The 22,820-nt window shown below is 62.7% G+C and carries 22 protein-coding genes; 4 read left to right on the top strand and 18 right to left on the bottom strand.

Annotated features, from left to right (window positions below; genetic code table 11):
- Window positions 1-5: 5 nt before the first annotated feature.
- The 15 genes from J5X93_RS05910 to J5X93_RS05840 form a co-directional block, all read right to left on the bottom strand.
- Window positions 6-2,201, bottom strand: coding sequence for a hypothetical protein (locus J5X93_RS05910; protein WP_250034550.1), 2,196 nt, complete (start codon window positions 2,199-2,201; stop codon window positions 6-8).
- Between the two features lie 140 nt (window positions 2,202-2,341).
- The gene (locus tag J5X93_RS05905) at window positions 2,342-2,644 is read right to left on the bottom strand and encodes a phage tail assembly protein (RefSeq protein WP_182941628.1); all 303 of its coding nucleotides are present in this window, start codon (window positions 2,642-2,644) and stop codon (window positions 2,342-2,344) included.
- A 12-nt stretch (window positions 2,645-2,656) separates the two neighbouring features.
- A complete protein-coding gene (locus tag J5X93_RS05900) occupies window positions 2,657-3,166 on the bottom strand; it encodes a phage major tail tube protein (RefSeq protein ID WP_102082232.1) in 510 nt (169 codons plus the stop codon).
- 12 nt (window positions 3,167-3,178) lie between these two features.
- The gene (locus J5X93_RS05895; RefSeq protein WP_043208780.1) at window positions 3,179-4,345 is read right to left on the bottom strand and encodes a phage tail sheath subtilisin-like domain-containing protein; all 1,167 of its coding nucleotides are present in this window, start codon (window positions 4,343-4,345) and stop codon (window positions 3,179-3,181) included.
- Window positions 4,346-4,430: 85 nt separating this feature from the next.
- The gene (locus tag J5X93_RS05890) at window positions 4,431-4,823 is read right to left on the bottom strand and encodes a phage tail assembly chaperone (protein WP_182941629.1); all 393 of its coding nucleotides are present in this window, start codon (window positions 4,821-4,823) and stop codon (window positions 4,431-4,433) included.
- A gap of 1 nt (window position 4,824) precedes the next feature.
- Window positions 4,825-5,790, bottom strand: a complete 966-nt coding sequence (locus tag J5X93_RS05885) for a glycine-rich domain-containing protein (RefSeq protein WP_182941630.1) — start codon at window positions 5,788-5,790, stop codon at window positions 4,825-4,827.
- Complete coding sequence (locus J5X93_RS05880; protein ID WP_250034549.1) at window positions 5,787-6,122, bottom strand: phage tail assembly chaperone; 336 nt, start codon at window positions 6,120-6,122, stop codon at window positions 5,787-5,789. Before J5X93_RS05880 ends, J5X93_RS05885 begins: the two co-directional genes overlap by 4 nt.
- A 121-nt stretch (window positions 6,123-6,243) precedes the next feature.
- Complete coding sequence (locus tag J5X93_RS05875) at window positions 6,244-8,946, bottom strand: phage tail-collar fiber domain-containing protein (RefSeq protein WP_182941631.1); 2,703 nt, start codon at window positions 8,944-8,946, stop codon at window positions 6,244-6,246.
- The gene (locus J5X93_RS05870; RefSeq protein WP_182941633.1) at window positions 8,939-9,550 is read right to left on the bottom strand and encodes a phage tail protein I; all 612 of its coding nucleotides are present in this window, start codon (window positions 9,548-9,550) and stop codon (window positions 8,939-8,941) included. Before J5X93_RS05870 ends, J5X93_RS05875 begins: the two co-directional genes overlap by 8 nt.
- 1 nt (window position 9,551) lies before the next feature.
- Complete coding sequence (locus J5X93_RS05865) at window positions 9,552-10,433, bottom strand: baseplate J/gp47 family protein (RefSeq protein WP_102082227.1); 882 nt, start codon at window positions 10,431-10,433, stop codon at window positions 9,552-9,554.
- Window positions 10,430-10,756: a GPW/gp25 family protein gene (locus tag J5X93_RS05860; protein WP_070572340.1), complete on the bottom strand. Its 327-nt coding sequence runs from the start codon at window positions 10,754-10,756 to the stop codon at window positions 10,430-10,432. Before J5X93_RS05860 ends, J5X93_RS05865 begins: the two co-directional genes overlap by 4 nt.
- Before the next feature lie 164 nt (window positions 10,757-10,920).
- Window positions 10,921-11,478, bottom strand: coding sequence for a phage baseplate assembly protein V (locus J5X93_RS05855; protein ID WP_182941635.1), 558 nt, complete (start codon window positions 11,476-11,478; stop codon window positions 10,921-10,923).
- Window positions 11,475-11,972 carry a hypothetical protein gene (locus J5X93_RS05850; RefSeq protein ID WP_043208792.1) on the bottom strand — a complete coding sequence of 166 codons (498 nt, stop codon included), beginning with the start codon at window positions 11,970-11,972 and terminating at the stop codon, window positions 11,475-11,477. The genes J5X93_RS05855 and J5X93_RS05850 overlap by 4 nt, the downstream gene beginning before the upstream one ends.
- A gap of 11 nt (window positions 11,973-11,983) precedes the next feature.
- Window positions 11,984-12,322 carry a phage holin family protein gene (locus J5X93_RS05845; protein WP_043208794.1) on the bottom strand — a complete coding sequence of 113 codons (339 nt, stop codon included), beginning with the start codon at window positions 12,320-12,322 and terminating at the stop codon, window positions 11,984-11,986.
- Window positions 12,323-12,785: 463 nt separating this feature from the next.
- Window positions 12,786-13,532, bottom strand: coding sequence for a LexA family transcriptional regulator (locus J5X93_RS05840; RefSeq protein ID WP_043208797.1), 747 nt, complete (start codon window positions 13,530-13,532; stop codon window positions 12,786-12,788).
- A gap of 139 nt (window positions 13,533-13,671) precedes the next feature.
- Here J5X93_RS05840 and J5X93_RS05835 point away from each other — a divergent pair, with 139 nt between their 5' ends.
- Window positions 13,672-14,568 (top strand): LysR substrate-binding domain-containing protein, encoded by an 897-nt coding sequence (locus J5X93_RS05835; protein WP_043208800.1) that lies wholly within the window; start codon window positions 13,672-13,674, stop codon window positions 14,566-14,568.
- Window position 14,569: 1 nt separating this feature from the next.
- Here the strand turns inward: J5X93_RS05835 and J5X93_RS05830 are convergent, their stop codons facing one another.
- Window positions 14,570-15,955 (bottom strand): L-histidine transporter HutT, encoded by a 1,386-nt coding sequence (locus J5X93_RS05830; protein ID WP_182817640.1) that lies wholly within the window; start codon window positions 15,953-15,955, stop codon window positions 14,570-14,572.
- A 235-nt stretch (window positions 15,956-16,190) separates the two neighbouring features.
- On the opposite strand from J5X93_RS05830, the gene J5X93_RS05825 reads away from it, so the two are divergent.
- The 3 genes from J5X93_RS05825 (at window position 16,191) to fdxA (ending at window position 20,180) form a co-directional block, all read left to right on the top strand.
- Window positions 16,191-16,991: a phytanoyl-CoA dioxygenase family protein gene (locus J5X93_RS05825; protein WP_182941637.1), complete on the top strand. Its 801-nt coding sequence runs from the start codon at window positions 16,191-16,193 to the stop codon at window positions 16,989-16,991.
- A 154-nt stretch (window positions 16,992-17,145) separates the two neighbouring features.
- The gene (gene mutS, locus J5X93_RS05820) at window positions 17,146-19,716 is read left to right on the top strand and encodes a DNA mismatch repair protein MutS (RefSeq protein ID WP_043208806.1); all 2,571 of its coding nucleotides are present in this window, start codon (window positions 17,146-17,148) and stop codon (window positions 19,714-19,716) included.
- Between the two features lie 140 nt (window positions 19,717-19,856).
- A complete protein-coding gene (gene fdxA / locus J5X93_RS05815) occupies window positions 19,857-20,180 on the top strand; it encodes a ferredoxin FdxA (protein WP_043208808.1) in 324 nt (107 codons plus the stop codon).
- A gap of 596 nt (window positions 20,181-20,776) precedes the next feature.
- Here fdxA and rpoS read toward each other — a convergent pair.
- Window positions 20,777-21,784 carry an RNA polymerase sigma factor RpoS gene (gene rpoS, locus J5X93_RS05810; protein ID WP_043208809.1) on the bottom strand — a complete coding sequence of 336 codons (1,008 nt, stop codon included), beginning with the start codon at window positions 21,782-21,784 and terminating at the stop codon, window positions 20,777-20,779.
- Between the two features lie 109 nt (window positions 21,785-21,893).
- Complete coding sequence (locus tag J5X93_RS05805) at window positions 21,894-22,754, bottom strand: peptidoglycan DD-metalloendopeptidase family protein (RefSeq protein ID WP_043208810.1); 861 nt, start codon at window positions 22,752-22,754, stop codon at window positions 21,894-21,896.
- Window positions 22,755-22,820: the final 66 nt, after the last annotated feature.

The following is a 22,820-nucleotide window of genomic DNA, read 5'->3' as shown; positions in this document are numbered from 1 at the left end:
AGTCCTCAAAGTGCGATATGTGGGGTATCTGCCAATTGCGCCGAGCGGGCTTGGCGCATCAGCTCTTCCAGCTGACGCCGGGCGATCATCTCCAGTTGCTGGAGGACCGAAGGATCATCCAGGCTGTTGTTGAAAGTGACCGGCATGTTGGATGTGAAGGTGAATTGCTGGTTGATGGTGGTAGGAGGAGTCGGTTGCGTCGGCGACGCAGCGGGTGATGCGGGCAACGTTGGCGGCGCAGAGGCAGTATCCAGTACTCGCGCCGCCTCGCTCACGGCAGGTTTGCCAGCCGCTTCGTCCTTGTTCGAGGCCAGCGTCCTGCCCAGCCAGCCACCGATACCCTCTCCACCCATGCTGCCCAACACACCTCCGATCAAGCCGCCGATCGCGGTCCCGATCACCGGTACTACCGAACCGATAGCCGCACCGGCGGCTGCACCGGCAAGGCCACCACCCAGACCACCGACAGCGCTGCCATAGCCTTCGAGCTTTTGCTCCTGGGTGGCGTCGCTGTTAAAGGTTTCGGCAAGTTGCAGGCCGGTGTCGAGCAACGCAACGCCTGGCACTCGCCTGAACGCCCGTCGGGCCAAGGAAGCGCCGGCACTGCCAGGCCTGGCCTTGCCTGCAAGGCCGGTGACCGCGGTGCTGCCTAGGGTGAAAGCGGGCTTCTGGGCAGCCCTTTGCACGAGCGCGGCAGAAGCAGGCTCCTGCGCTTCGGAAAACGCAGGCTCGGGCGCTGCTTCATCCACCTCCTCTTCTTCCTCTTCCTCCTCCACTTGCTCACCGCTTTCATCCGACGCCCATTCATCAACGACTTGGTGTGCATGGCCCGAGGCTGAACGGCTTATGGCACTACCGGGGGCTGTTATGGCGGACGGATCGTTGGCAGCCGGCGTGCCGGAGAACACCCCATGGACCGTCTTGCCGAGGAAGCCGCCGATGCCTTCGCCGATCAATTCGCCGATCTCACCGCCGTACTGCTGGATCCGCTTGTTCTTGGTCAGGCCTCCCAACAGCTGCGTGCCGAGGTTCCCCATCGCACCGCCAAGCGCGGATCCGACTGCTTCAGCTTGGTCTTCGCCGCTGTCCTCAAGCAGGGCCAAGCCCAAGTTACCGATCAGCTTGGCGCCAGCTTTGCCAGCGCTCTCCCGCAGACCACCAGCGGGTCTATTGCGCCGCTTACGTGGCAGACGCGAGTAAGCTTTATGGGCTTTGCGTCCGGCCATCGCGACCGCTGCGGTACCAACAAGGGCACCGCCTATGACCAATCCCCTGTTGATGCCTTCCCGGCTGCTTGTCTGCGGCCCCTGAGAAAACGCCCCTTGTTCCGCGGGTTGCTGCGATAAGGCCGCTGACGCCTGCACTGCGCTGTCGTCAGGCACCTCGTTGGCGCCCGCCGTGTCAGAAAACCAGCCATGGAATGTCTTGCCGATAAAGCCGCCGACACCCTCGCCTATCAGCTCACCGATCTCACCGCCATGCATTTGGATCTGCTTGTTCTTGGTCAGGCCACCCAGTAGTTGCGCGCCCATGTTTCCGAGCGCACCGCCGAGGGCTGCACCCACCGCCTCGGCCTGGTCCTGGCCACTGTCCTCCAACGTCGCCAACCCCAGTTTGCTGACCAGCTTGGCGCCCGCCTTGCCAGCGCTCTGCCGAACGCCACGGGTGATCTCACGGCGCCTTTTAAGTGATTGGCGCTTATACATCCTGTGCGCAGCACGCCCAAGCGCAGCAGCGGCAACGCCTGCGCCGACGGTGGCCGTGCCGATCATGCCGGCCTTGACTACCGTCAGACCACTGTTCGCCGACTCCAGAGGGATGAATCCCTGTTCCGAGCTACGCGGCTCAGGCGGATCGCTGCCCATAGGCCCCTGTACAGGACTCATCACGACGCTCTGGCGCGGCGCCTGCGAGGAGCCAATCTCGCTTGCAGACAGGCAAAGCTTGCGCAGGCGCTCGATCTCATCGGTAAGGCGCCGCACCTGGTCGACCTGCGCCTTCAAGGCCCATGTCTGATCGCTGGCCAGCCGTCTTTGGGTCTGTGCCGTCTTGTCGACCTCCAACCCCAGACGGCTGATCTCGCTGATGTACGGCTCGACTTGCATGGCCTCAAGCGGCATGCGCAAGCGTTCGAATTGAGCGCGCAACGTATTGAAGGTACTGCCCAGTGCCCGATCGCTGGTGACGCCGACGGTGAGCACCGATGTGTTCTCCATAGGTTCCTCCTGATCACTCCGCCAGCCACCAGACCATGTCGCTGTACGACATGGTCATGATTTCGCTCGCGGAAAAGTTCAGCTCCTTGGCCAGCCGCCGGGCGGCGGCCTTCTGTCGGGCAGGGTCAAAGCTCGTCGTCCTGCACCAGGCGAAAGTAGCCGCTCTGCAGGCGGCTGTAGTCCTTCAGGGCCAGGCCTTCCAGATCCTTGACACCGACTTCGGCGAGGGAGGCGAACAAGTTCAGTTCGCGCTGCTCGTCGTCATGGGCGCCGCCTGCCTGGGCGTTACGGATGTCGCGCACCGTCGGGGCGCGCAACGACAGGCTGTCGACCTGCACGCCATTGGCCTCACTGGGGCGCGAAAGCCGCACGGTCACGCGGTCGGCACTGAGGGTCAGCCATTGCGGAAGCTTTTTCGCTTGAGCCATCGTCAGGCCTCCTTACAAGCCAAGGGCCGCGCGCTGGGCGGCCAGTTGATCGACACCGTTGATCACGCGCTTCATGCCCAGGGCGTCGATCTCGTAGACCGGGCGGCCATCGACTTCGAGCTTGTAGAAGGTCACGGCGACGCTGTGCTTGATCTCGGCTTTTTCAGCGGACTTCCAATCGCCCATCTCGACCTCCTTGAGCGCACCACGCAGAGTGACGACCACTGGGGTGATCTTGCCCTTCAGGCCCTTGAAGGCCCCGCGGAAAGTACCGTTGAAGGCGCTGGCATCGGCCAGGCCGAAGAACTTCAGCGCCTCGCGACGCACGCCGGTGGTGCTGAAGGCCGCTTCGAGTTTTTCCATGCCCAGGTCCATCTCGACCGGCATGTCCATGCCGCCTGGGCGGTGCTCCTCCATTTTCAGGGTGAGCTTGGGCAAGGTCAGGCTGGGGACATCGCCCTGGAAGCTGACGCCATCGACGAACAGGTTCAGGTTGGCCAGGGTTTCGGGAATCATTGCCATGTAATGCGCTCCTTAAGCAGCGGAATCGAGAACTTCGGTCAGCCACTGGTTGGTGACTTCGACGCGGAAGTTGGGGTTTTCGGCGGGCGGGACGTCGGTGAAGCGGATGTTCCAATACACCTTGCCCTGCTCCAGCTGGCTGGCGGTGTTCAGCTCGGGGTCGGCATAGACCTCGAAGTTGATGATCGCACCTTGGTTCTTCAGGTCGCGCATGAAGGCCTGCAGGCCTTCGGTGACGTCCTTGACGTAGGTGGCGGTGATGGCACGATCGACGGCCCATTTGTGGCCGTACAGAATCGCGTCCATGACGATGTCCAGGGTCCGCACGCGGGTGACGAAGGCCCATTTCGGGTCGCTCGACAGCGTACGGTTGCCCCACAGACGGAAGCCGTCGTCGCGGATGATGGTGGCGACGTTGGCGTTGTTCAGCAGGTTGGCGCGGCAGCTGTCGTCGCCATCGAGGAACTCCACCGGGCGACCGGTGCCGGTGATGCCGACGAATTCCTTGTTCGAAGGCGAGGCCCAGAAGCCGTATTCGTTGTCGGTCCAGGCGAACAGGCCGGCGACCCAGGCCGAGCCCGGCGCGTCGACGGTGGCTTCGCTGTCGTTGTCCCAGTAACGCACGCCTGGGTCGACCATGAAGGCCCGCTTGGCGCCAAAGTTGCCGGCGTAGGCGATGGCCGCCTCGTCAGTGGTATTGGGGCCGTCGATGATGGCGATGCCGCGCAGCTTGTCGGCCAATGCCACCAGGGCCGTGCCGACTGCATCGGTGGCGCTGTGCTTGGGCGCCACCAGCAGGCGTGGCTGGGCATTGAAGCGGCTCTTGCCATCGAGCAATGCCTGAAGGCCGGTACGCTTGCCGTCGTTCTGGACAGTGCCGATGATGGCGGCGGTCTGCTCGGCAGCGTCTTCGACCTTGGCCACGCCGCAGGCGACGATCACCGCCTTGGCGCGGGTATAGACGGCGCGGCAGGCCTTGGTGATCGCCGCGTCCTTGCCGAATGCCGCGACCGCTTCGCGCTCGCTGGTGATCAGTACCAAGTCGTTGGCCTTGGCGGTGACACCCGGGCCTTCAGTGAAGGTGTCGACCAAGCCGATGATCGAAGACGACGGCAGCGCGATGCTGCGTGCGCCGGTGTCGACGTTGGTCACGGTGACGCCGTGGAAGAATCCAGTCATTTAGTTCTCCAGATATGCAAAGGCCCCGCGATGCGGGGCCAAGAGGGTTACAGCAGAAAAGAAAACGCCCCGTCGGTGCGGGGCGTCATTGGGTTTGTTCGGCGATCCAGGGTGGTGCCGTGGGGCGCTGGGTACTGTCGGGGAAGGCCTCAGCCGCTGGCCAGTCGCGGAGCGCCTGCAGGTACTGCAAGAGCTCGGTGTACTGCTCGGCGGTCAACGTGGTGTCGCGCTGCAGCTCGATCTCGGCGCGATGCCGCGACACCAGCCACTCATGTGCGGCGATTTCACCATCACGCCAGGCGCGCTCGGCCTCGGCCGGATCGTCGGCCGGTGGCGGCCCGAAAGCGCCTTCGTCGTAACGATCACCGGGAGACACGTCGGCACCACACCCCACCCATATCAGCGACGGATGGAAGCGCCCAGCCGGGTCAATCTCGGTCACTTCGCGCACGGCGCCATCAACAATCAATGCCCACATATCACGCCACCTCGATCAAAACTTCACCCGGAGCACCCTTACCGCCACCACGCGTACCCGAAGTACCCGCGCCGCCGGCACCGCCTCCGCCTGGGGCTAAGCCGTCATCCCCCTTATTCCAGTTGAGCGCCTTACTGCCACCACCGAAACCGCCACCATTCCCAAGACAGTTAGCTGTACCGCTGCCCGCTGCGGATACCGGATGTACGATATCGCCTGTCGTAGTGCCAGCAATTCCCCCGCTCGGCGTTGATCCATTCACCCCACCTGTGGAACTGATAAAGGCTCCAAATGAGGAAGCACCACCCGACGTTCCCGCAGCTGACGCCCCTGCGGGTGCACCTGGCCCGCCCACTCCAACTGTTACTGTCACAGTGTTGATACCGTACAAATCAACGTTGGAAGTGCCTCGACCGCCGCCACCGCCACCACCAGCCGCAATAGCGGTTGACTCAGTATGCCCGCCACCACCGCCACCGCCCGTGACCGTCACCAGTGCCCGGCGACGGCCCGAGCGAAACACTGCCGGCACGGTATAGGTGTACACGCCCGCCACGGCGAACTTGGTTATTACGGACGTTACGCTTGCCGGCAATTGCGCCTGGGCGACACACCACCACTTACCAGCGCCATCGGCGCGTAGGGTCAGGTAGTCGCCAGGGAAAAGCAGCTCCGTGGCAGCGATGCCATTGGCGTCTCCAGGCAGGACGATCTTGTCAGCGCCTGCCGCCACGATGCTCAGCACGTTGGTTGTGACGTCTTTGCGGCGTAACGTGACCTCGACCCCGCGCAGGGCAGCGACGGCACTCGGCAGAGTGACTGCAACAGCGCCTGCCGTGGCATCGACCACGACATGCCCGAGCTGGTCAGCCGTCAGCGCGGTGGACGCCACAATCGGATCGGCGCCGATGCGCCAGGAGCGCAACAGGACGGTATCCAGCAGCGCCATGATGCTTGCTCGATTCATTGCATGCCCTCCAGGGCGGACAGGAAGGCCGGTGCAACGGGGCGCTGCTCGGTATCAGGGAAGGCCTGGGACTGTGGCCAGTCGCGCAGGGCCTGGCGGTACACCAGCAGCTCCGCGAACTGCTCGGCGGTCAGTGTGGTGGCCAGCTGCATGTCCTGCTCGTCGCGATGGCGATTCACAAGCCACTCGGTACGCTGCACCTCGGCATCACGCCATGCGCGCTCAGCCTTGGCCATCTGCTCGAAGGTCAACCCTGGCAAGTCAACCCAAACCGGCCGACCATCCACAGAGCCAAGCTGCTTACCCTCCGGCGGCGACTGCCTCCAATACATGGCTTGCTCTGCTTCATTGAGCAACACCGCGTCTGCCGGCCACGCATCCTCGGTGTATGTACCGTCTGTTTTCCAAGCGACTGGGATGAACGATTTTGTTAATGGGTCAAAGAAAACCATGTCAGTACCCCCAGGCTAGCCAGTTGAACGCCAGTGTTCGGGCGGTGTTTGTCGAATCCCAAGTGAACCCCGTTCTAGATCCCTTGAAGCCGTTAGTAGTGACAGCCGCATTCCTTACCGTGAACGAAGCGGAATCGGAGGTGGTGTAATGATTTTGAAGGACTCCACCCAGCGCCTCGACGGGAAAAGCCACGGGGTACGTTACTGTGCCGCTCGCAGCGGACCCATTCGCGAAACCCCATTGCAGGATGAGCCCGCCCGGAACATCAGGAATGCGAATGTAGTCGTTGTCTGTGAAGACTCTTTTCGGGAACCACGCAGCAAGTAGCGCCATTACCCCAGCTGGGTTGGACATGACGGTTTTCAGAATGCCCGCGAGCTGTTCGGCAGGTGTGCCAAATCTGGCCGTACCCAACTTGATTTCAGTGGCCTGAGCCGCCAGCGGCGCGAGCGCAGCGACATCGACCTGCCCCTGATTCACGGGCGCGTTCCAGGCCTTGATGCACCACATCACCGCCAGGTTGCGGGGGCGGGTGACACCCCAGGAAATTTCTGCACTGTCCAGCAAAGAAGTTACAGTGCCCCCGGCAAGTGTGATGCTTTGGTTCGTCGGGTAATCACCCGCGATCCCGGCGTCATACCCTGCAGAACTACGGGCATCTGCTGCGGTAGTTACGCCAACACGATCACCCACCATCGCCGACGTCGATCCAATATCGAAATTATGCGCAGATCCTTTCTGCCAGGACCCAAGCACTCGCCCTGTATCGATTCCCCGCCCATGGTCCCAGCCACGCAGGAACTCGCCACGGTAGTCCGGCAACCGGAAGTAACCCTCAGGTTCTCCGCCCGTGTTGTAGGTAGTACCCAGGTACGCTGCCAGGTCAGGGTACGCAGCAGCGCTCTGCACGCTCCCGTCCAGCTCCAAGTAACCCGCTGGCACTTGGGCTTTCGGGAACGGCAGGATGGCGCCCACAGGCGTGGACGAACGCAGGGCCGTCAATTCCTCAACCAGCGCGCCAATATCGATCTGGCCTTGGTTTACGGGCGCGCTCCAGGCCTTGATGCACCACATCACTGCCAAGTTACGCGGACGCGTTTCCTCCGCCGTTCGCGCAACACGCGACGCGTCGAACCGTACAACGTCATTCGACAGACCCGTGCTGCCAAGCCCAATATTGATGACGGTGCCTTGAGTGCCAGCACCTGGATCGACGCTCAGCGCACCATTCGTTCCTGAGCTCATAAGCGACGCGCCGCCAGAAAGACGACGAAAATCCATTGCAGCGGTTACGTTCTGAAGTGCATCCAGCTGCTCGCTGCCCAACGTGCGACCAGCGTCAACCCCGCGCCCATGGTCCCAGCCACGCAGGAACTCGCCGCGACCATCAGGCAGACGGAAGTAGCCGGCAGGCTCATCACCCTTGTTGAAAGCCCCCGCCAGATAGGCAGCCAGATCGGGGAACGTGGCGATCTTCTGCACACTGCCATCAAGTTCGAGGTAGCCAGCCGGCACCACGCCCCGTGGGAACGGAAGAATGCCGCCCACAGGCAAGGCGCTGGCCGTGAGCAAAAGGGCTTGTAGCTCGGCCTTGGTGTAGGTGTCGGCGGTCTTGAACGAGCCGAAGGCCAGGATCTGCACCGAGTCGCCCATTTCACATGGCGTCGTGAGCGTCACTGTTTCGCCGTCGGACACGTAGTCAGTGACTTCACGCCCATTGCGCAGCACGATGATGCTGCCGACAGTGTGGCGAGCCGGGAACACGGTCTGAGCCACCGAGGCCTCGAACGAGAAGCGCTCGAACGCCTTGCCGGCACCGACACCGCCGCCCAGCTGGAAATAGGTCCCGTCGTAGTTCAGGTCGTACAGCGCCCCTGCGCGAATGTCACCGCCTACCAAATCCACCAGGCCGCCGCCTTCGGATTTCTTCACCGCCACCGCAGCCAGGCCGCCAATCTTGGCCGTGACCGGGCCAGTGTTGCTGGCCGTCGCCTTGAACTGGAAGCGCTGCCCCGCCGCGTAGGCCGTCAGCGTGGCCTCGGCATGCTTGAGGGTCAGGGCCAAAGCGTTGGCCGTGCCGGCCGCATCGCCCAACCAGGCCAACGGTCCCGAGTCCTTGGCCACCGCCGAGCGCAACAGGTATTGCGGGTGCGGGTTCGCCGCGTCGGTGTGGGCCTTGAGCTGGTTACGGGTATACAGCTCGGCCGCTTCCCGGGCTTTGTCCACGTACTCGCGGGTGGCTAGCACGATGCTGGGGTCGATTTTGAGGTTGATGTTCGCGACATTGCCGAACACCACATGCATGCGGATCGTCTGCGTGCGGCCCGAGCCTTGGGCGAGCAGCGGCTTGTAGCTGGGCGCAGGCTTGGCTACCGCGACGAAGTTGCCGTTCGCGTCCTCCAGGGCCAGCTCTCGAATCCACCAACCGCCGACTTCCGGTGGAAGTACCAGTTCGGCGACCAGCACGGCCGGGTCGGCTGGCGAGGGGTACAAGGCATTGAGTTGCGCCCGCAGTACCTGGCGTACCAGGGCTGTCTGTGTCGGTTTCGGCGTAGGCTCTGGTGATTCGGAGGGGTCGCCACCTGCGTCCCCGATGAGCATGTGGGTAATGTTCCACGGTACGCCCAGCGCAGCGCTGTTGGCCTGCTGGGCAATCCCGATGTTGGTCAGGAACCCACCAAATTGCGTGGTTGAGTTAGCCATTGAGATAAACATCCAGTGTGTCTGTGATGTGCTCGTTCACAAGGTGGAAGCTGCCTAGGTACACGTCGATATCAGACGCCTCCCACGGGTACACCTCCATCACCTCGCCATCGAACACGGAAACGGCCTGATAGGCCGGAATGAGGGTTTCAAGGCTGATATCCAGGGCGAGTAGGTGCCGGCTGACGGGTTTGGCGTCGTCGATCAGATGCGTCAGCTCCTGATAGGTCTGCTCGCTTATACCTTCGTCAGCGACCCCGACCTTAAGCGCGAAGGTGCCCGGCGCACCGGGCGGCTGCAGCTCGAACCATTCGTTGATTTCGATCAGATAGCCAAACGGCTCGACCACCCGACGGAGCGCACCGACAGTGCCTTTATGGGCATGTACGGAAAACGCTGCGCGGATCACCGAGCGCTTGACCGCCTCGCTCCAGTTGTCGTCCCAGCGGTCGACCGACCAGGCCCAGGCCAGTTGGTACAGCAGGTGCGGCGGGCAGGTGTCGGGGTTGTAGAGCGTGCGCAGGGCAGGCTTGAGGTCCTCGGCGCTGGTGCCATCGAGCGCGCGCTCCAACGCCGTGCTGTTGATCGGTAAAAGGCCAGTCATGTCAGCCCCCTCGCACCACGGTGAACCCTTCGCACCAGGCGGCCTGGGCTTTGCTCGGGCGAATGTCGACCCAGTTCGCCAGCTCCACGCGGCTCACCCCGTTGATATGCAACTGGGCATCGACGCCTGAACGGGAAACCTCCATCCCCAGCCTGCGCCGTGGGTTGATCCAGGCAGCCAGGCGTCGCTCGCACTCGACCAGCAGCGCCTCGTTCTCAGGCCCGGTCCCGGCCATGTGCACCACCGCATCGATGCGGTACGGCAGGATCTGCGCGGACTGCACCGTCAACCGGTCCGCCACGGGGCGTACGTCGTCATCGTTGAGGTACTGGCGCACGACCTCCAGCAGCGCCGGTGGGGCCTCGCCATTGCCATCCAGTGCCAGCACCGTCACCACCACCTCTGCCGGCGCCGGACTTTCAGCGGTCGCGTCAGCGACCAGCCCCGAAGCGTTGCGGGCATGCAGGATGTAGCTGTTGCGCGGGCCGGCGGTGGTCAGACCTTCGTAGACCAGTTGCACCCGCTCGCGCAGGGCGTCGTCGGCTTCCAACACCTGCGCCAGCGGCGGCACCGCCTGCAAGTCCTCGGCCTGGACCACCAAGCGCTGGAGATTGACGTTGGCCGCCAGTTGGTCGAGGTCGCTCCCTTGGGCGTAGGCCAGCAGCAGCGCCTTGGCCGCGTCGTTGATACGGGCGCGGTTGAGCAGCTTGCGGTAGGCCCCGACCTCCAGCAGCTTGGTTACCGGATCGCTTTCCAACTGGGCGGTCCAGCCGTCGCCCATCTGGGCGCGGAAGGCCTCCAGGTCGGCTTGGTACAGCGCCTCGTAGTCAAGGTCTTCGAGCAACTGAGGCGCAGGGAGTTTCGACAAGTCCACCTGGCTCATATGCTGACCTCCACCAGGGCGTCATCGCCCAGGTAACGGCCGCTGAGGGCGAGGTTGACCTGGCCGTCGAGCACCGACAGCACACGCACCCGCTCAAGCTTCAGGCGCGGCTCCCAACGCCCCAAGGCGCGGGCGACTTCCGCTTGCACGGCGCTCTTCCAGCCGTCGTTGACGGGCAAGTCGACGTAGCGACGCAACTGGCTACCGTACTCGGGGCGCATGCGACGGCTGCCTAGCGGGGTGGACAGGATGTCCTCGATGGACTGACGAAGGTGGGCGATGCCGGCCAAAGGTTGGCCGGTGCGGCGGTCCATGCCGATCATGGTGCGCCTCCTGTTGCAAGGTGCGAGGTCCGTTGGTGGAATCGCATTTAAGAGTCTCTCCTGGTTAAGGCCTGCACCTGTTCGCGGCTAAACCCGCGATACAGACGCCACGGAGCAGGAAACCTGCTTGTCAGCGCCGGCATTTCCGATGCAGGGGGCCTCGATCAATGCTTGTGGTTAGCGGTGTTGCCAGCAGTGTCGATGATCCTGCCGCCGCCGTTGATGTCGCCGCTGACGGTCAGCGGCCCGTTGATGGCGACCTGGCCGGTCAGGGTGATAGCCGTGGCGTCGAGCTCGATGGCACCCTCGCTGACGCGTAGGGTGCTGGCGCCTACCTTGATGCTGGCGTTGCCGGCAGGCAGGTGGATGTCGTAGCGCTTGGCCTGCCAGTCATAGGCGAGCGAGCCGCCGTCCTCGAACCGCCACACCTCCACATGGTCGCGGTTGTCCGGCGCGCTGCCGGCATTGCCGTAAAGACCCGGCACGAAAGTGCCCTGGGCCGGCTCACCGCTGGGGCTGATCAACACGCCCTGCTCGCCCAGGCTCGGTGCCCGCCAGTGGCGTGCCTTACCGGCGGCCAGGCAATGCCAGCGCAACCAGGCACTGGTCCAGGCTCCATCGGATACCCGCACCCGAGCTGCGGCCAGGTCTACCGCAACAACGCGGCAAGGGATGACCAGGCTGGCCAGCATCCGATCATGCATCGCGCTGGCGTACCTCATGGGATGTCCTCTGCAGCGATATAACGGTGCTCGTTGCCCGACCCGGTGTCCGGGTCGATGCCCAACATCAGCATGCCGGGCGGCTGATCAGGCCAGTGCCACTGGGGCTCGCCCAACAGCACCGGCTGCTCCCAACGGACAATCCAGTGGCCACCCTCGAACTGCGCCAGCGCATTGCGGCTGGCCTCGACAAAATCCAGGCCCCAATACTGCTGGCGCAGCAGGTCCATCAGTTGTGCGGCCAGCAGGCTTCCCTGCAGGCGTGCATCGGGGTCGCCGAGGTCGGGGGTGATATCCGCCTCGAAGGTGGTGACCAGCACCGAGCGCCCATCCCGTGGCGCGGCGTCCGCGGTCATGCGCACGATGCCATGGCGCAGCGACGGCAGGACGGTGCTGCTCTCGACATCAGAAGCGATATCGACTGACGCAAGTTCAGGAATCGCCTCACGAATCGTTGCGGTCAGGGCCGCATGCAAAGTGGCCAGTTCGCTCATTGCAATGCCTCCTATCGCTCATCGGCCTGGGGCACATCACGCAACCCCAGGCGTTTGGCCGCCCAGCGCTCGTAGAGCCCGATAGCTACGTCGGCGCCTGCCATGGCAGTCATGCAGCCAAAGGCGCTGGCGCTCCAGATCGACATGCCGCTGGCGTACAGCAGCATCACCGTCGAGACCCCGCAGACCATGCAAGCCCCGGATCGCAACGCCAGCCGGCGCACCAGCGCCCATCCTCGCGCGCCAGCCTTGTCGGCACGCCACATCTCACCGCTCAGGCCGCCCAGCAATGCCAGGACGATCACCAGCCAGAGCGGTATCTCCAGCAACGTCTGTTGCTCGTTCGTCACTGTCCTGCCTCCTGTATGAATGCCCGCCGGTGCTACCGGCGGGACGGTTGTGTATGAACTCGGCATTCCAAAAAGCCCGGGCTGCCAGGCTTTTCAGTAATGCGTTGTCGAACCGCCGGCCACATCTGGTGACGCCTGGCGGTTCCGCTTCGAATTGGTGTCTCCGACCGCGGCCACCTGCCCGCCGGATAACTGTTCGTGGTGCTTTACGCTGCACACCCGGGCCAGTTGCCAACCCTCTGAACAGTCGAGGCCTGTTCATCGCTGCCTGTGTAACAACCGGTGTCGACCGGCTTGAGACACAGATTATGCACTGATGCATATTCAGTCAATGCATAAATTCATATTTCTAACGAATAAAATTTGCTGAAATGCATGAAGGCTATGCACGACGTGGCTTGTAGGGATTTTCTGCGGACGAAAAAAAACCCGCCGAAGCGGGTTTTCTTGAAAAGGAGATGCCTCAGCGAGCGTACATGCCCCACCAGAACACATGGCCCAACAGGCTGATCTGCTCTTCCTGCATCTGCTGGAAGCTGTAGTCCTCGTCAGGGTGTTCATCGCGATTGAAGCTGCGCAAACGAATACCGGTGGGCAGACGGTAGACCTGTTTCACACGTAACTGGCCATTGTGGTTGATGGCGTAGAGGTCACCATCGATGATGTCGCCGATCGCGCATTTGCCGGTGTTGACTCCGACCGTCGCGCCATCACGCAGTACCGGCAACATACTGTTGCCGCGCACGGTCACACACTTGGCCTGGTCGAACTGGACGCCATTGTGGCGCAGGCTGCGCTTGCCGAAGCGCAGGCGGGCCTTCTCGCTTTCCTCGATGACGAATCTTCCTGATCCTGCTGCCAATTCAACCTCTCGAAGAAAAGGAACGGACACCTCGTCATCCTCGACGGGGGTTTCGTCGTCCCACAGGCTGATGTCGCTCAGGTCCGCATGGCCATGGGCCGGCTGCGCCGCCTCGCGGGACTCGCCCAGCTCGACGCGCCCGCGCAGTTGGTCGGTACTGACGCCGAAGTACTCGGCGATCTTCGACACATGCTTGTCGGACGGGTCGACGATCTTCTCGCTGAGGATGCGCGACAACGTGGATTGGGGAACGCCCGTGCGCCGGTGCAGCTCCGTCGGTGACAGGCCGTGGCGGTCGAGCAGTGCTTTGAGTACGGTGGCTACGTTGCGTTTTTGCATACCGTGCATAATGGATGTGCCGCAGCGCAAATGCAATCCGTGCGCGTGCTTTCTCTTATACCCATCGCCCGACCGTGGGGATTTCCTTGTACTCTCATGAGCCCTACACCGCGGGAAGACTCCCCGCGATAGCGAGGTCAAGACAACAATGATCGGCTTTACCTTTCGCCAGCTCGAGTACTTCGTCGCCACCGCCGAACAGGGCAGCGTCAGCGCCGCGGCGCGAGCCAAGCACATCTCCCAGCCCTCGGTGTCGCTGGCGATCTCGCAGCTCGAGGCCATCCTGGGCGAAAAACTGTTCCTGCGTCAGGCCAGCCGGGGCCTGGAGCTGAGCCCGGCGGGGCGGCAACTACTGGAGCAGGCACGCGAGATCCTGGCCATGGCGGCCGGCATACGCAGTGCGGGGGATGAGCCACAAGTGCTGCGCGGCAATCTCAGCCTGATCTGCTTCCAAGACCTGGGCCCGTGGTACGCGCCGCGCCTGCTCAGTGGCTTTCGCCAGCGCCACCCGGAAGTCGCCATGACTTTGTTCGAAACCGACCTTGCCGGGGTCAACCGGCGCTTGAACGAGGGCAAGGCAGAATTGGCGCTGACTTATGACGTGGGCCTGGACCCACAGATCGAGCGCCGAGTTCTGGCACAGGTGGCGCCGTATGCCCTGTTGCCGGCGGACCATCCTTTGGCCCGCCAAGAGCAGGTATCGTTGGCCGACCTGGCCGAGGAGTGCCTGATCCTCGAAGACATCGCGCGAACCCGCGAGTACTTCCTCTCGCTGTTCTGGGCCCACGACCTGCAGCCACGCGCCCAGCAACTGACCCAGACCTTCGAGATGCAGCGCGGGCTGGTCGCCCATGGCTATGGCGTGGCGCTCTCATGCACACGGCCTGCGGGCGACCAGAGCTACGATGGCCGGCCACTGGCGTGCCGGCCTCTGCGTGAAGCCGTCAGTCCGCAGTCGGTGGTACTGGCGCAATCGAGCGCCATGCGCCCCTCCCCTGCGGCCCAGGCATTCCTGCGCTGGGCCAGCGAGCTGTTTTCCGTCTGACTCAGGCGTTGACCGGCGCCTGGCGTGGCTGGCGCGCCACCCACAGCCAGTAGCCGACCGACAGCAGGGCCAACCAGCCCAGGCCGACATACATCGCGGTGCGCGTATCCGGGAACCAGCCCAGCACGCCGAAGATGAACAACATGAACACGATCGCCAGGGCCGGCCCGACGGGCCACAGCGGCACCGGGAAGTCCAGCGCGGCGATTTCCTCGCGGCTCATGCCACGACGCATCGCCACCTGAGACAGCAGGATCATCAACCACACCCAGACGATCGAGAAGGTCACCACGGCGGCAAGGATCAGGAACAAGTTCTCCGGCGCCAGGTAGTTCAGCACCACGCCCAGCAAGAGTGCGACGCCCATCACCAGCACGGTCATCCAGGGCACGCCGAAGCGCGACAAGCGGGAGAAGCCGACCGGTGCCTGGCCGTTCTGGGCCATGCCGTACATCATGCGTCCGGCGCTGAAGATGTCGCTATTGATCGCAGATACCGCCGCTGAAATCACCACGATGTTGAGCAGGGTTGCCGCTGAATCTATGCCCAGACCACTGAAGATCTGCACGAACGGGCTGCCCTGGCTGCCGATGTTGGTCCAGGGGTAAATCGCCATCAGCACCACCAGCGTGAGCACATAAAACAGCAGGATACGCAGCGGCACCGAGTTGATCGCCTTGGGTAGCACGCGCTTGGGGTCCTTGGCTTCGCCGGCGGTGATACCGATCATTTCGACGCCGCCGAAGGCGAACATCACGACCGTGAAGGAGGCGATCATGCCGCCGATCCCATTGGGGAAGAACCCGCCATGACTCCACAGGTTGGACAGCCCCGTGACCGTCTCGGCGCCGTTACCCAGCTGGATGCCGAACAGCAATACCGCGCCACCGGCCGCGATCATCGCGATGATTGCGGTGACCTTGAGCAACGAGAGCCAGAATTCCATCTCGCCGAACACCTTCACGCTGCACAGGTTCAGCGCGCCGATGAAGCAGACGATCCCCAGTACCCAGATCCAGCGCGGTGTGTCGGGGAACCACAAGCCCATGTACACCCCGAATGCCGTGACATCCGCCAGGCACACCACCAGCATGGAGAATGCATAGCTCCAGCCGGTCAGAAAGCCCAGGTAGCGCCCCAGGTATTGGCTGGTGTACTGCCCGAAGGAGCCGGACACCGGGTTGCGCACCGCCATTTCACCGAGGGCACGCATCATCATGTAGATCGCCGCGCCGCCGATCAGGTAGGCCAGCAGTACCGACGGCCCGGCCAGCTTGATCGCCGACGCCGAGCCGTAGAACAGCCCGGTGCCGATCGCCGATCCCAATGCCATGAAGCGGATATGCCGGGTACTCAGGCCTCGTCGCAAGTTGTTGTGATCGTTCATCCCAGGGACTCCTCATTGTTCTTGTTCTTGGCCGGCAGTCGCGCTGCCGTTGAAGGGTTCTCGCAAGGCCCGGAAAACGCAGGGCGCAGGGCTATTAACCGGCCAATCGCAGGGCAAGACAACAAGGTGGGGCATACAGAATAGCTATAGTGGCGCATAGGAATTCTGTGATTTACCCGGCCCTCGGCGGCACCCGATGCTGGTGCCACGACAACAACAACGAGAGGGCTGCCCCATGAATCCCCACATCGAAGATTTCCAGCGAGACGGCGCGGTGATCCTGCGCGGCGTGTTCAAGGACTGGATCGAACGCCTGCGCGAAGGCTTCGAGCAGAACCTGGCCGAACCCAGTGCCTTCGCCATCGAGAACGTCGGCTCCGGCGAGAGCGGCCGATTCTTCGAAGACTATTGCAACTGGCAGCGCATCCCGGCATTCACTGACTTCGTGCTGAACTCCCCGGCCGCAGGGCTCGCCGGCGAGTTGATGGGCTCGCAGCAGGTACAGGTGTTCCACGACCACATCCTGGTGAAGGAGCCCGGCACCGCCAAGCCCACCCCTTGGCACCAGGACCTGCCCTACTACTGTGTCCATGGCCTGCAGACCGCCAGTTACTGGATCCCGCTGGACCCGGTTACCCGTCACAATACCTTGAGCGTGGTGCTCGGCTCGCACCGCTGGCCCAAGCCCGTACGCCCCAAACGCTGGGCCAGCAATCAGGACTTCTATGGTGCCACCGACGCCGATGGCCAGAACCTGTTCATGGACATGCCGGACGTCGAGAACGGCGAGTACCAGATCCTTTCCCCTGAAATGGAACCTGGCGATGCCATCGTTTTCGATTTCCGCACCGTGCATGGCGCCGCCGGCAACACAGGCACGAACCGGCGCCGCGCCTTTTCCACGCGCTTTTTGGGAGATGACGTACGCTACGTGCAGCGTCCGGGGCGCACTTCGCCACCTTTCCCTGGCATCAATTTGAGCGACGGCGAACGCATGCGCGAGGACTGGTTCCCGGTGGTCTGGCAGCGCCGCTGACCCCTACCTGACACGCTCAAGCCCCGCGCCTCGCTACGCGGGGCTTGAGCGCTTTCAACAAGGCCGAAGTGGCCAAAGCGGCCTGTGCCCGGCTGACAAGAACCTGTAGACTTGGGCGTTTCGCATTTTGTCTGAGACAGCTTCAAGGCCTTGAATGTCTGACCTTTCCGCGCACACACCAATGATGCAGCAGTACTGGAAGCTGAAAAACCAGCACCCAGACCAGCTGATGTTCTACCGCATGGGCGATTTCTACGAGATCTTCTACGAAGATGCCAAGAAGGCCGCCAAACTGCTGGATATCACCCTGACCGCCCGTGGCCAGTCCGCCGGCCAGTCGATCCCCATGTGCGGGATTCCCTTCCACTCGCTGGAAGGCTATCTGGCCAAGCTGGTCAAGCTGGGCGAGTCGGTGGTGATCTGCGAGCAGATCGGCGACCCGGCCACCAGCAAGGGCCCGGTGGAACGCCAAGTGGTGCGGATCATCACCCCCGGCACGGTCAGCGACGAAGCGCTGCTCGACGAGCGCCGCGACAACTTGATCGCCGCGCTGCTCGGGGACGAGCGTCTGTTCGGCCTGGCCGTGCTGGATATCACCAGCGGCAACTTCACCGTGCAGGAGATCAAAGGCTGGGAAAACCTCCTGGCCGAACTCGAACGCATCAACCCGGTGGAACTGTTGATCCCCGACGACTGGCCGCAAGGCCTGCCGGCCGAGAAACGCCCGGGCTGCCGCCGCCGCGCGCCCTGGGACTTCGACCGCGACTCGGCGCGCAAGAGCCTGTGCCAGCAATTCGCGACCCAGGACCTCAAAGGCTTTGGCTGCGACAAGCTGACCCTGGCCATCGGCGCCGCCGGCTGCCTGCTGACCTACGCGAAGGAAACCCAACGCACCACCCTGCCTCACCTGCGCAGCCTGCGTCATGAGCGCATGGATGACACCGTGATCCTGGATGGCGCCAGCCGTCGCAACCTGGAGCTGGACATCAACCTGGCCGGGGGGCGCGAAAATACCCTGCAATCGGTGATCGACCGTTGCCAGACCGCCATGGCCAGTCGCCTGCTGACCCGTTGGCTGAACCGCCCGCTGCGCGACCTCAAGGTGCTCAAGGCTCGCCAGGATTCGATCCGCTGCCTGCTCGACGGCTACCGCTTCGAGAAGCTGCAACCGCAGCTCAAGGAAATCGGCGATATCGAACGGATCCTCGCCCGCATCGGCCTGCGTAACGCCCGCCCACGAGATCTCGCGCGCCTGCGCGATGCCCTCGGCGCCCTGCCCGAGCTGCAGAACGCCATGGCCGAGCTCGAAGCGCCGCACCTGGCACGCCTGGCCGCCATCGCCGGCACCTACCCGGAGCTCGCCAGCCTGTTGGAACGGGCAATCCTGGACAACCCGCCAGCGGTGATCCGCGACGGCGGCGTGCTCAAGACCGGCTACGACACCGAGCTGGACGAGCTGCTGGCCATGAGCGAGAACGCCGGCCAGTTCCTCATCGATCTGGAAGCCCGTGAGAAGGCCCGCACCGGCCTGGCCAACCTCAAGGTCGGTTACAACCGCGTGCACGGCTACTTCATCGAGCTGCCCACCAAGCAAGCCGAGCAGGCGCCAGCCGACTACATCCGCCGCCAGACCCTCAAAGGCGCAGAGCGCTTCATCACACCCGAGCTCAAGGCCTTCGAGGACAAGGCGCTGTCGGCCAAGAGCCGCGCCCTGGCCCGGGAAAAGATGCTCTATGACGCCTTGCTCGAGACTTTGATCGGCCACCTGGCACCGCTGCAGGACAGCGCCGCCGCCCTGGCCGAGCTGGACGTGCTGAGCAACCTGGCCGAACGCGCCCTGAACCTGGACCTGAACTGCCCAAGCTTTGTCGACGAGCCGTGCCTGCGCATCGAGCAGGGTCGCCATCCGGTCGTCGAACAGGTACTCACCACACCATTCGTGGCCAACGACCTGGCGCTGGACAACAGCACACGCATGCTGATCATCACCGGCCCGAACATGGGTGGTAAATCCACCTACATGCGCCAGACCGCGTTGATCGTGCTGATGGCGCACATCGGCAGCTTCGTGCCGGCGGCGCGCTGCGAGCTGTCGCTGGTCGACCGCATCTTCACCCGCATCGGCTCCAGCGACGACCTGGCCGGCGGCCGCTCGACCTTCATGGTCGAGATGAGCGAAACCGCGAACATCCTGCACAACGCCACCGACCGCAGCCTGGTGCTGATGGACGAAGTGGGCCGTGGCACCAGTACCTTCGACGGGCTTTCCCTGGCCTGGGCTGCGGCCGAGCGCCTGGCCCAATTGCGTGCCTATACCCTGTTCGCCACGCATTACTTCGAGCTGACCGTGCTGCCGGAGAGTGAGCCGCTGGTGGCCAACGTGCACCTGAACGCCACCGAGCACAACGAGCGGATCGTCTTCCTGCACCACGTCCTCCCGGGCCCTGCCAGTCAGAGCTACGGCCTGGCCGTGGCGCAGTTGGCTGGCGTGCCTTCCCCGGTGATCCAGCGTGCCCGTGAACATCTGGGCCGCCTGGAAACCACCAGCCTGCCCCATGAGCAGCCGATCAAGGCTGCCAAGGGCGAGCCGCAAGTGCCGCATCAGAGCGACCTATTCGCCAGCCTGCCACATCCGGCCATCGAGAAGCTGGGCAAGCTGGACCTGGACAACATGACGCCGCGCCAAGCTATCGAAACGCTATATCAACTGAAAAACCTGTTATAACGGCGCCCACTACAAACTGGTAGAATCCGCCGCGGTTTGCTGGTGCTGCAGGTTATTAGCCTGGCCTGCAGCCAATGCCTGTAAACCGCGCGGCCCTGATGAGGAAGGGCCGCCGCCGTCGCCTGAGGAGAGAATTAGAAATGACCTTCGTCGTCACCGACAACTGCATCAAATGCAAGTACACCGACTGCGTGGAAGTCTGTCCGGTGGACTGCTTCTACGAAGGCCCGAACTTCCTGGTCATCCACCCGGACGAGTGCATCGACTGCGCCCTGTGCGAACCGGAATGCCCAGCTCAAGCCATTTTCTCGGAAGACGAAGTGCCTGCCGGCATGGAGAACTTCATCGAGCTCAACGCCGAACTGGCGGAGATCTGGCCGAACATCACTGAGCGTAAGGATCCCCTCCCTGACGCTGAAGAGTGGGATGGCAAGCCTGGCAAGATTGCAGATCTGGAACGCTGATAGCGTCCGGATACGAAAAGGCCCCAAACGGGGCCTTTTTCATTTCTGGAAATACGCCATACAAACTGCCAAAGCCGGCGATGGACTGCAAAGCAGCCCAAGGGACAGGACCACTTCGTTCGAGGCCAAGCGGATAGCCCCTGCACGCCACATTAAGCGCAGCCTCTGCCATTGAATTCAAGGCAAAAAAAAGGGGCGGTTTGACCCGCCCACATTTTTTCCGTAGTCCCTGCTTGTCCTAAACATCATCCTGATGAATCGCATCTTGCGATGTCCATGACCTTCATCCGTGAAGGCTGTGCCGGTCCGTCGACACAGTTCGAATACTAGCCACTCCAGCACGGCGAGCAAGGGCTAAACCTCTCAAAACGCTACAGCTGACACATCTTTTAATGCCTAAAAAGGCATTACTTTTCAGATACTTACATAAATAGATAGCTTAGAAACGACAATGATTTACTGATCCTTACGGGGAAGTCTTACACCACGAGTAAGCGATCTCTTACACGCAAAGCAACGTAGGTAGCGAAATAAACAATCCTCTCAGATACAAAAACGCCCCGAGATTATCGGGGCGTCTTGTGTTGCGGTTGCGCTTACTGGAACAGCGACTCACTCGAGAGGCCGTTCTTTTCAAGGATTTCACGTAGACGCTTGAGCCCCTCGACCTGGATCTGCCGCACGCGCTCTCGGGTCAGACCGATTTCCAGGCCTACATCCTCAAGGGTGCTGCTTTCGTGGCCCCGCAAGCCGAACCGACGCACCACCACCTCACGCTGCTTGTCGGTCAACTCACCCAGCCATTGGTCGATGCTCTGGGAGAGGTCGTCGTCCTGCAGCAGCTCGCACGGGTCGGTCGGGCGATCGTCCGTCAGCGTGTCGAGCAGGGTCTTGTCGGAGTCCGGGCCGAGAGAAACGTCCACCGAAGAGACACGCTCGTTGAGCCCAAGCATGCGCTTGACCTCGGCCACGGGTTTTTCCAAAAGCCCGGCGATTTCTTCCGGGGAAGGCTCGTGGTCGAGCTTCTGGGTCAGCTCCCGCGCGGCACGCAGGTAGACGTTGAGCTCCTTGACCACGTGGATCGGCAGGCGGATGGTGCGGGTCTGGTTCATGATCGCCCGTTCGATGGTCTGGCGAATCCACCAGGTCGCATAGGTCGAGAAACGGAAACCGCGCTCCGGATCGAACTTTTCTACCGCGCGGATCAGACCGAGGTTGCCCTCTTCGATCAGGTCGAGTAGCGACAGGCCACGATTGACGTAGCGGCGCGCAATCTTGACCACCAGGCGCAGGTTGCTCTCGATCATGCGCTTACGGCCAGCCGGATCGCCTTTTTGCGACAGGCGTGCGTAATGCACTTCCTCTTCGGGGGAGAGCAGCGGAGAAAAGCCGATTTCGTTGAGATACAGCTGGGTGGCGTCGAGCGCCCGGCTGTAATCGATGTACTTGTGCTGTTTGAGCGATGAGCCTTGTTTGGCCTTGGTCCGAACCGAAGGTACAGCAGGTTCGTCTGACACCACATCCGTTTCCAAAACGATGCCCGTCTCCATCAACAGGAGGTCATCGTCGATGTCAAACTCCGGCACTTCTTTGCTGAGAGCCATTGTTATAGTCCTTTGCTGAGTTCGAACTCAGACTCGAGCGGCACCTGTTTCCCTGGCAGCGCTGGAGCCTGTCCCCTCTACGTCAGCAGGAACAGGCTGGGTGCAAAGATCAACGACGTGGCAAGAACTGGAGCGGATCGACGGGTTTGCCCTGGCGGCGAATCTCGAAATGCAGCTTCACCCGATCAGTGCCCGTGGACCCCATTTCAGCGATCGTCTGCCCTGCCTTGACCTGCTGCCCCTCCCGAACCAAAAGCCTGCGGTTATGACCGTAGGCACTGACGTAGGTATCGTTGTGCTTGATGATGATCAGCTCGCCGTAGCCCCTCAAGCCACTTCCGGCATACACCACTGAACCACCAGACGCAGCAAAAACAGGCTGTCCCAAATCACCGGCGATATCAATGCCTTTATTCAAACTACCGTTTGAAGCGAATTTTCCAATCAGCACACCATTGGCAGGCCAGCTCCAGCCCCCTACCGAACGCTCGGCGGCAGGTACCTGGGTAATCACTGGGGCAGTCGTCGTCGCAGGTGGGGTGACCGGTTTACCGCCATTGCTGGCAGGCGGCGTGGAGGTGCTTGCCACCGGGCGGCGGGTGACCGTGGTCTTGCTCGAGGAGGACGGGCTGGACACTACCGTGGTGCTGCCACCGCTGCCGCTGCTGAAGCGGATCGGCTGGCCGGGGCGAATGGTATAGGGCGCCGCGATGCCGTTGCGCGCGGCCAGCTCTTTGTAGTCCCAACCGTAGCGGAAGGCGATGGAGTACAAGGTATCGCCGGGCTTGACCACATATTGGCCTGAGGTCACGGTCGGGCGCTTGGGCACGGTGTTGTTGCGATCCACCACGCGAGCGCCACTCGAACCGGTGCTGGAGCAGCCCGCCAGCGATGTCGCCATGGCCAGCGCAATCACCAGAAGCTTGAAAACCGACCGATCCTTGCGTTGCCGCATGATTGTGTGACCCACCCGCGCTCCCCTCATGGTGCCGAAAAACGATATGACGATACGAAATGCAATATTGTTGCAATTATA

This window comes from Pseudomonas sp. BYT-1, from assembly GCF_023611805.1.
Lineage (GTDB): Bacteria > Pseudomonadota > Gammaproteobacteria > Pseudomonadales > Pseudomonadaceae > Aquipseudomonas > Aquipseudomonas guariconensis.
The sequence above is the reverse complement of the archived record's forward strand: the minus strand, read 5'-3'. Positions and strand labels throughout refer to the sequence as shown.

Excerpts from the sequence above, each read along its gene's own strand:
- J5X93_RS05905 (WP_182941628.1), bottom strand. The coding sequence starts at position 2,644 with ATGGCTCAAGCGAAAAAGCTTCCGCAATGGCTGACCCTCAGTGCCGAC.
- J5X93_RS05900 (WP_102082232.1), bottom strand. The coding sequence starts at position 3,166 with ATGGCAATGATTCCCGAAACCCTGGCCAACCTGAACCTGTTCGTCGAT.
- J5X93_RS05895 (WP_043208780.1), bottom strand. The coding sequence starts at position 4,345 with ATGACTGGATTCTTCCACGGCGTCACCGTGACCAACGTCGACACCGGC.
- J5X93_RS05890 (WP_182941629.1), bottom strand. The coding sequence starts at position 4,823 with ATGTGGGCATTGATTGTTGATGGCGCCGTGCGCGAAGTGACCGAGATT.
- J5X93_RS05885 (WP_182941630.1), bottom strand. The coding sequence starts at position 5,790 with ATGAATCGAGCAAGCATCATGGCGCTGCTGGATACCGTCCTGTTGCGC.
- J5X93_RS05880 (WP_250034549.1), bottom strand. The coding sequence starts at position 6,122 with ATGTATTGGAGGCAGTCGCCGCCGGAGGGTAAGCAGCTTGGCTCTGTG.
- J5X93_RS05875 (WP_182941631.1), bottom strand. The coding sequence starts at position 8,946 with ATGGCTAACTCAACCACGCAATTTGGTGGGTTCCTGACCAACATCGGG.
- J5X93_RS05870 (WP_182941633.1), bottom strand. The coding sequence starts at position 9,550 with ATGACTGGCCTTTTACCGATCAACAGCACGGCGTTGGAGCGCGCGCTC.
- J5X93_RS05865 (WP_102082227.1), bottom strand. The coding sequence starts at position 10,433 with ATGAGCCAGGTGGACTTGTCGAAACTCCCTGCGCCTCAGTTGCTCGAA.
- J5X93_RS05860 (WP_070572340.1), bottom strand. The coding sequence starts at position 10,756 with ATGATCGGCATGGACCGCCGCACCGGCCAACCTTTGGCCGGCATCGCC.
- J5X93_RS05855 (WP_182941635.1), bottom strand. The coding sequence starts at position 11,478 with ATGAGGTACGCCAGCGCGATGCATGATCGGATGCTGGCCAGCCTGGTC.
- J5X93_RS05850 (WP_043208792.1), bottom strand. The coding sequence starts at position 11,972 with ATGAGCGAACTGGCCACTTTGCATGCGGCCCTGACCGCAACGATTCGT.
- J5X93_RS05840 (WP_043208797.1), bottom strand. The coding sequence starts at position 13,532 with ATGCACGGTATGCAAAAACGCAACGTAGCCACCGTACTCAAAGCACTG.
- J5X93_RS05835 (WP_043208800.1), top strand. The coding sequence starts at position 13,672 with ATGATCGGCTTTACCTTTCGCCAGCTCGAGTACTTCGTCGCCACCGCC.
- J5X93_RS05830 (WP_182817640.1), bottom strand. The coding sequence starts at position 15,955 with ATGAACGATCACAACAACTTGCGACGAGGCCTGAGTACCCGGCATATC.
- J5X93_RS05825 (WP_182941637.1), top strand. The coding sequence starts at position 16,191 with ATGAATCCCCACATCGAAGATTTCCAGCGAGACGGCGCGGTGATCCTG.
- mutS (WP_043208806.1), top strand. The coding sequence starts at position 17,146 with ATGTCTGACCTTTCCGCGCACACACCAATGATGCAGCAGTACTGGAAG.
- fdxA (WP_043208808.1), top strand. The coding sequence starts at position 19,857 with ATGACCTTCGTCGTCACCGACAACTGCATCAAATGCAAGTACACCGAC.
- rpoS (WP_043208809.1), bottom strand. The coding sequence starts at position 21,784 with ATGGCTCTCAGCAAAGAAGTGCCGGAGTTTGACATCGACGATGACCTC.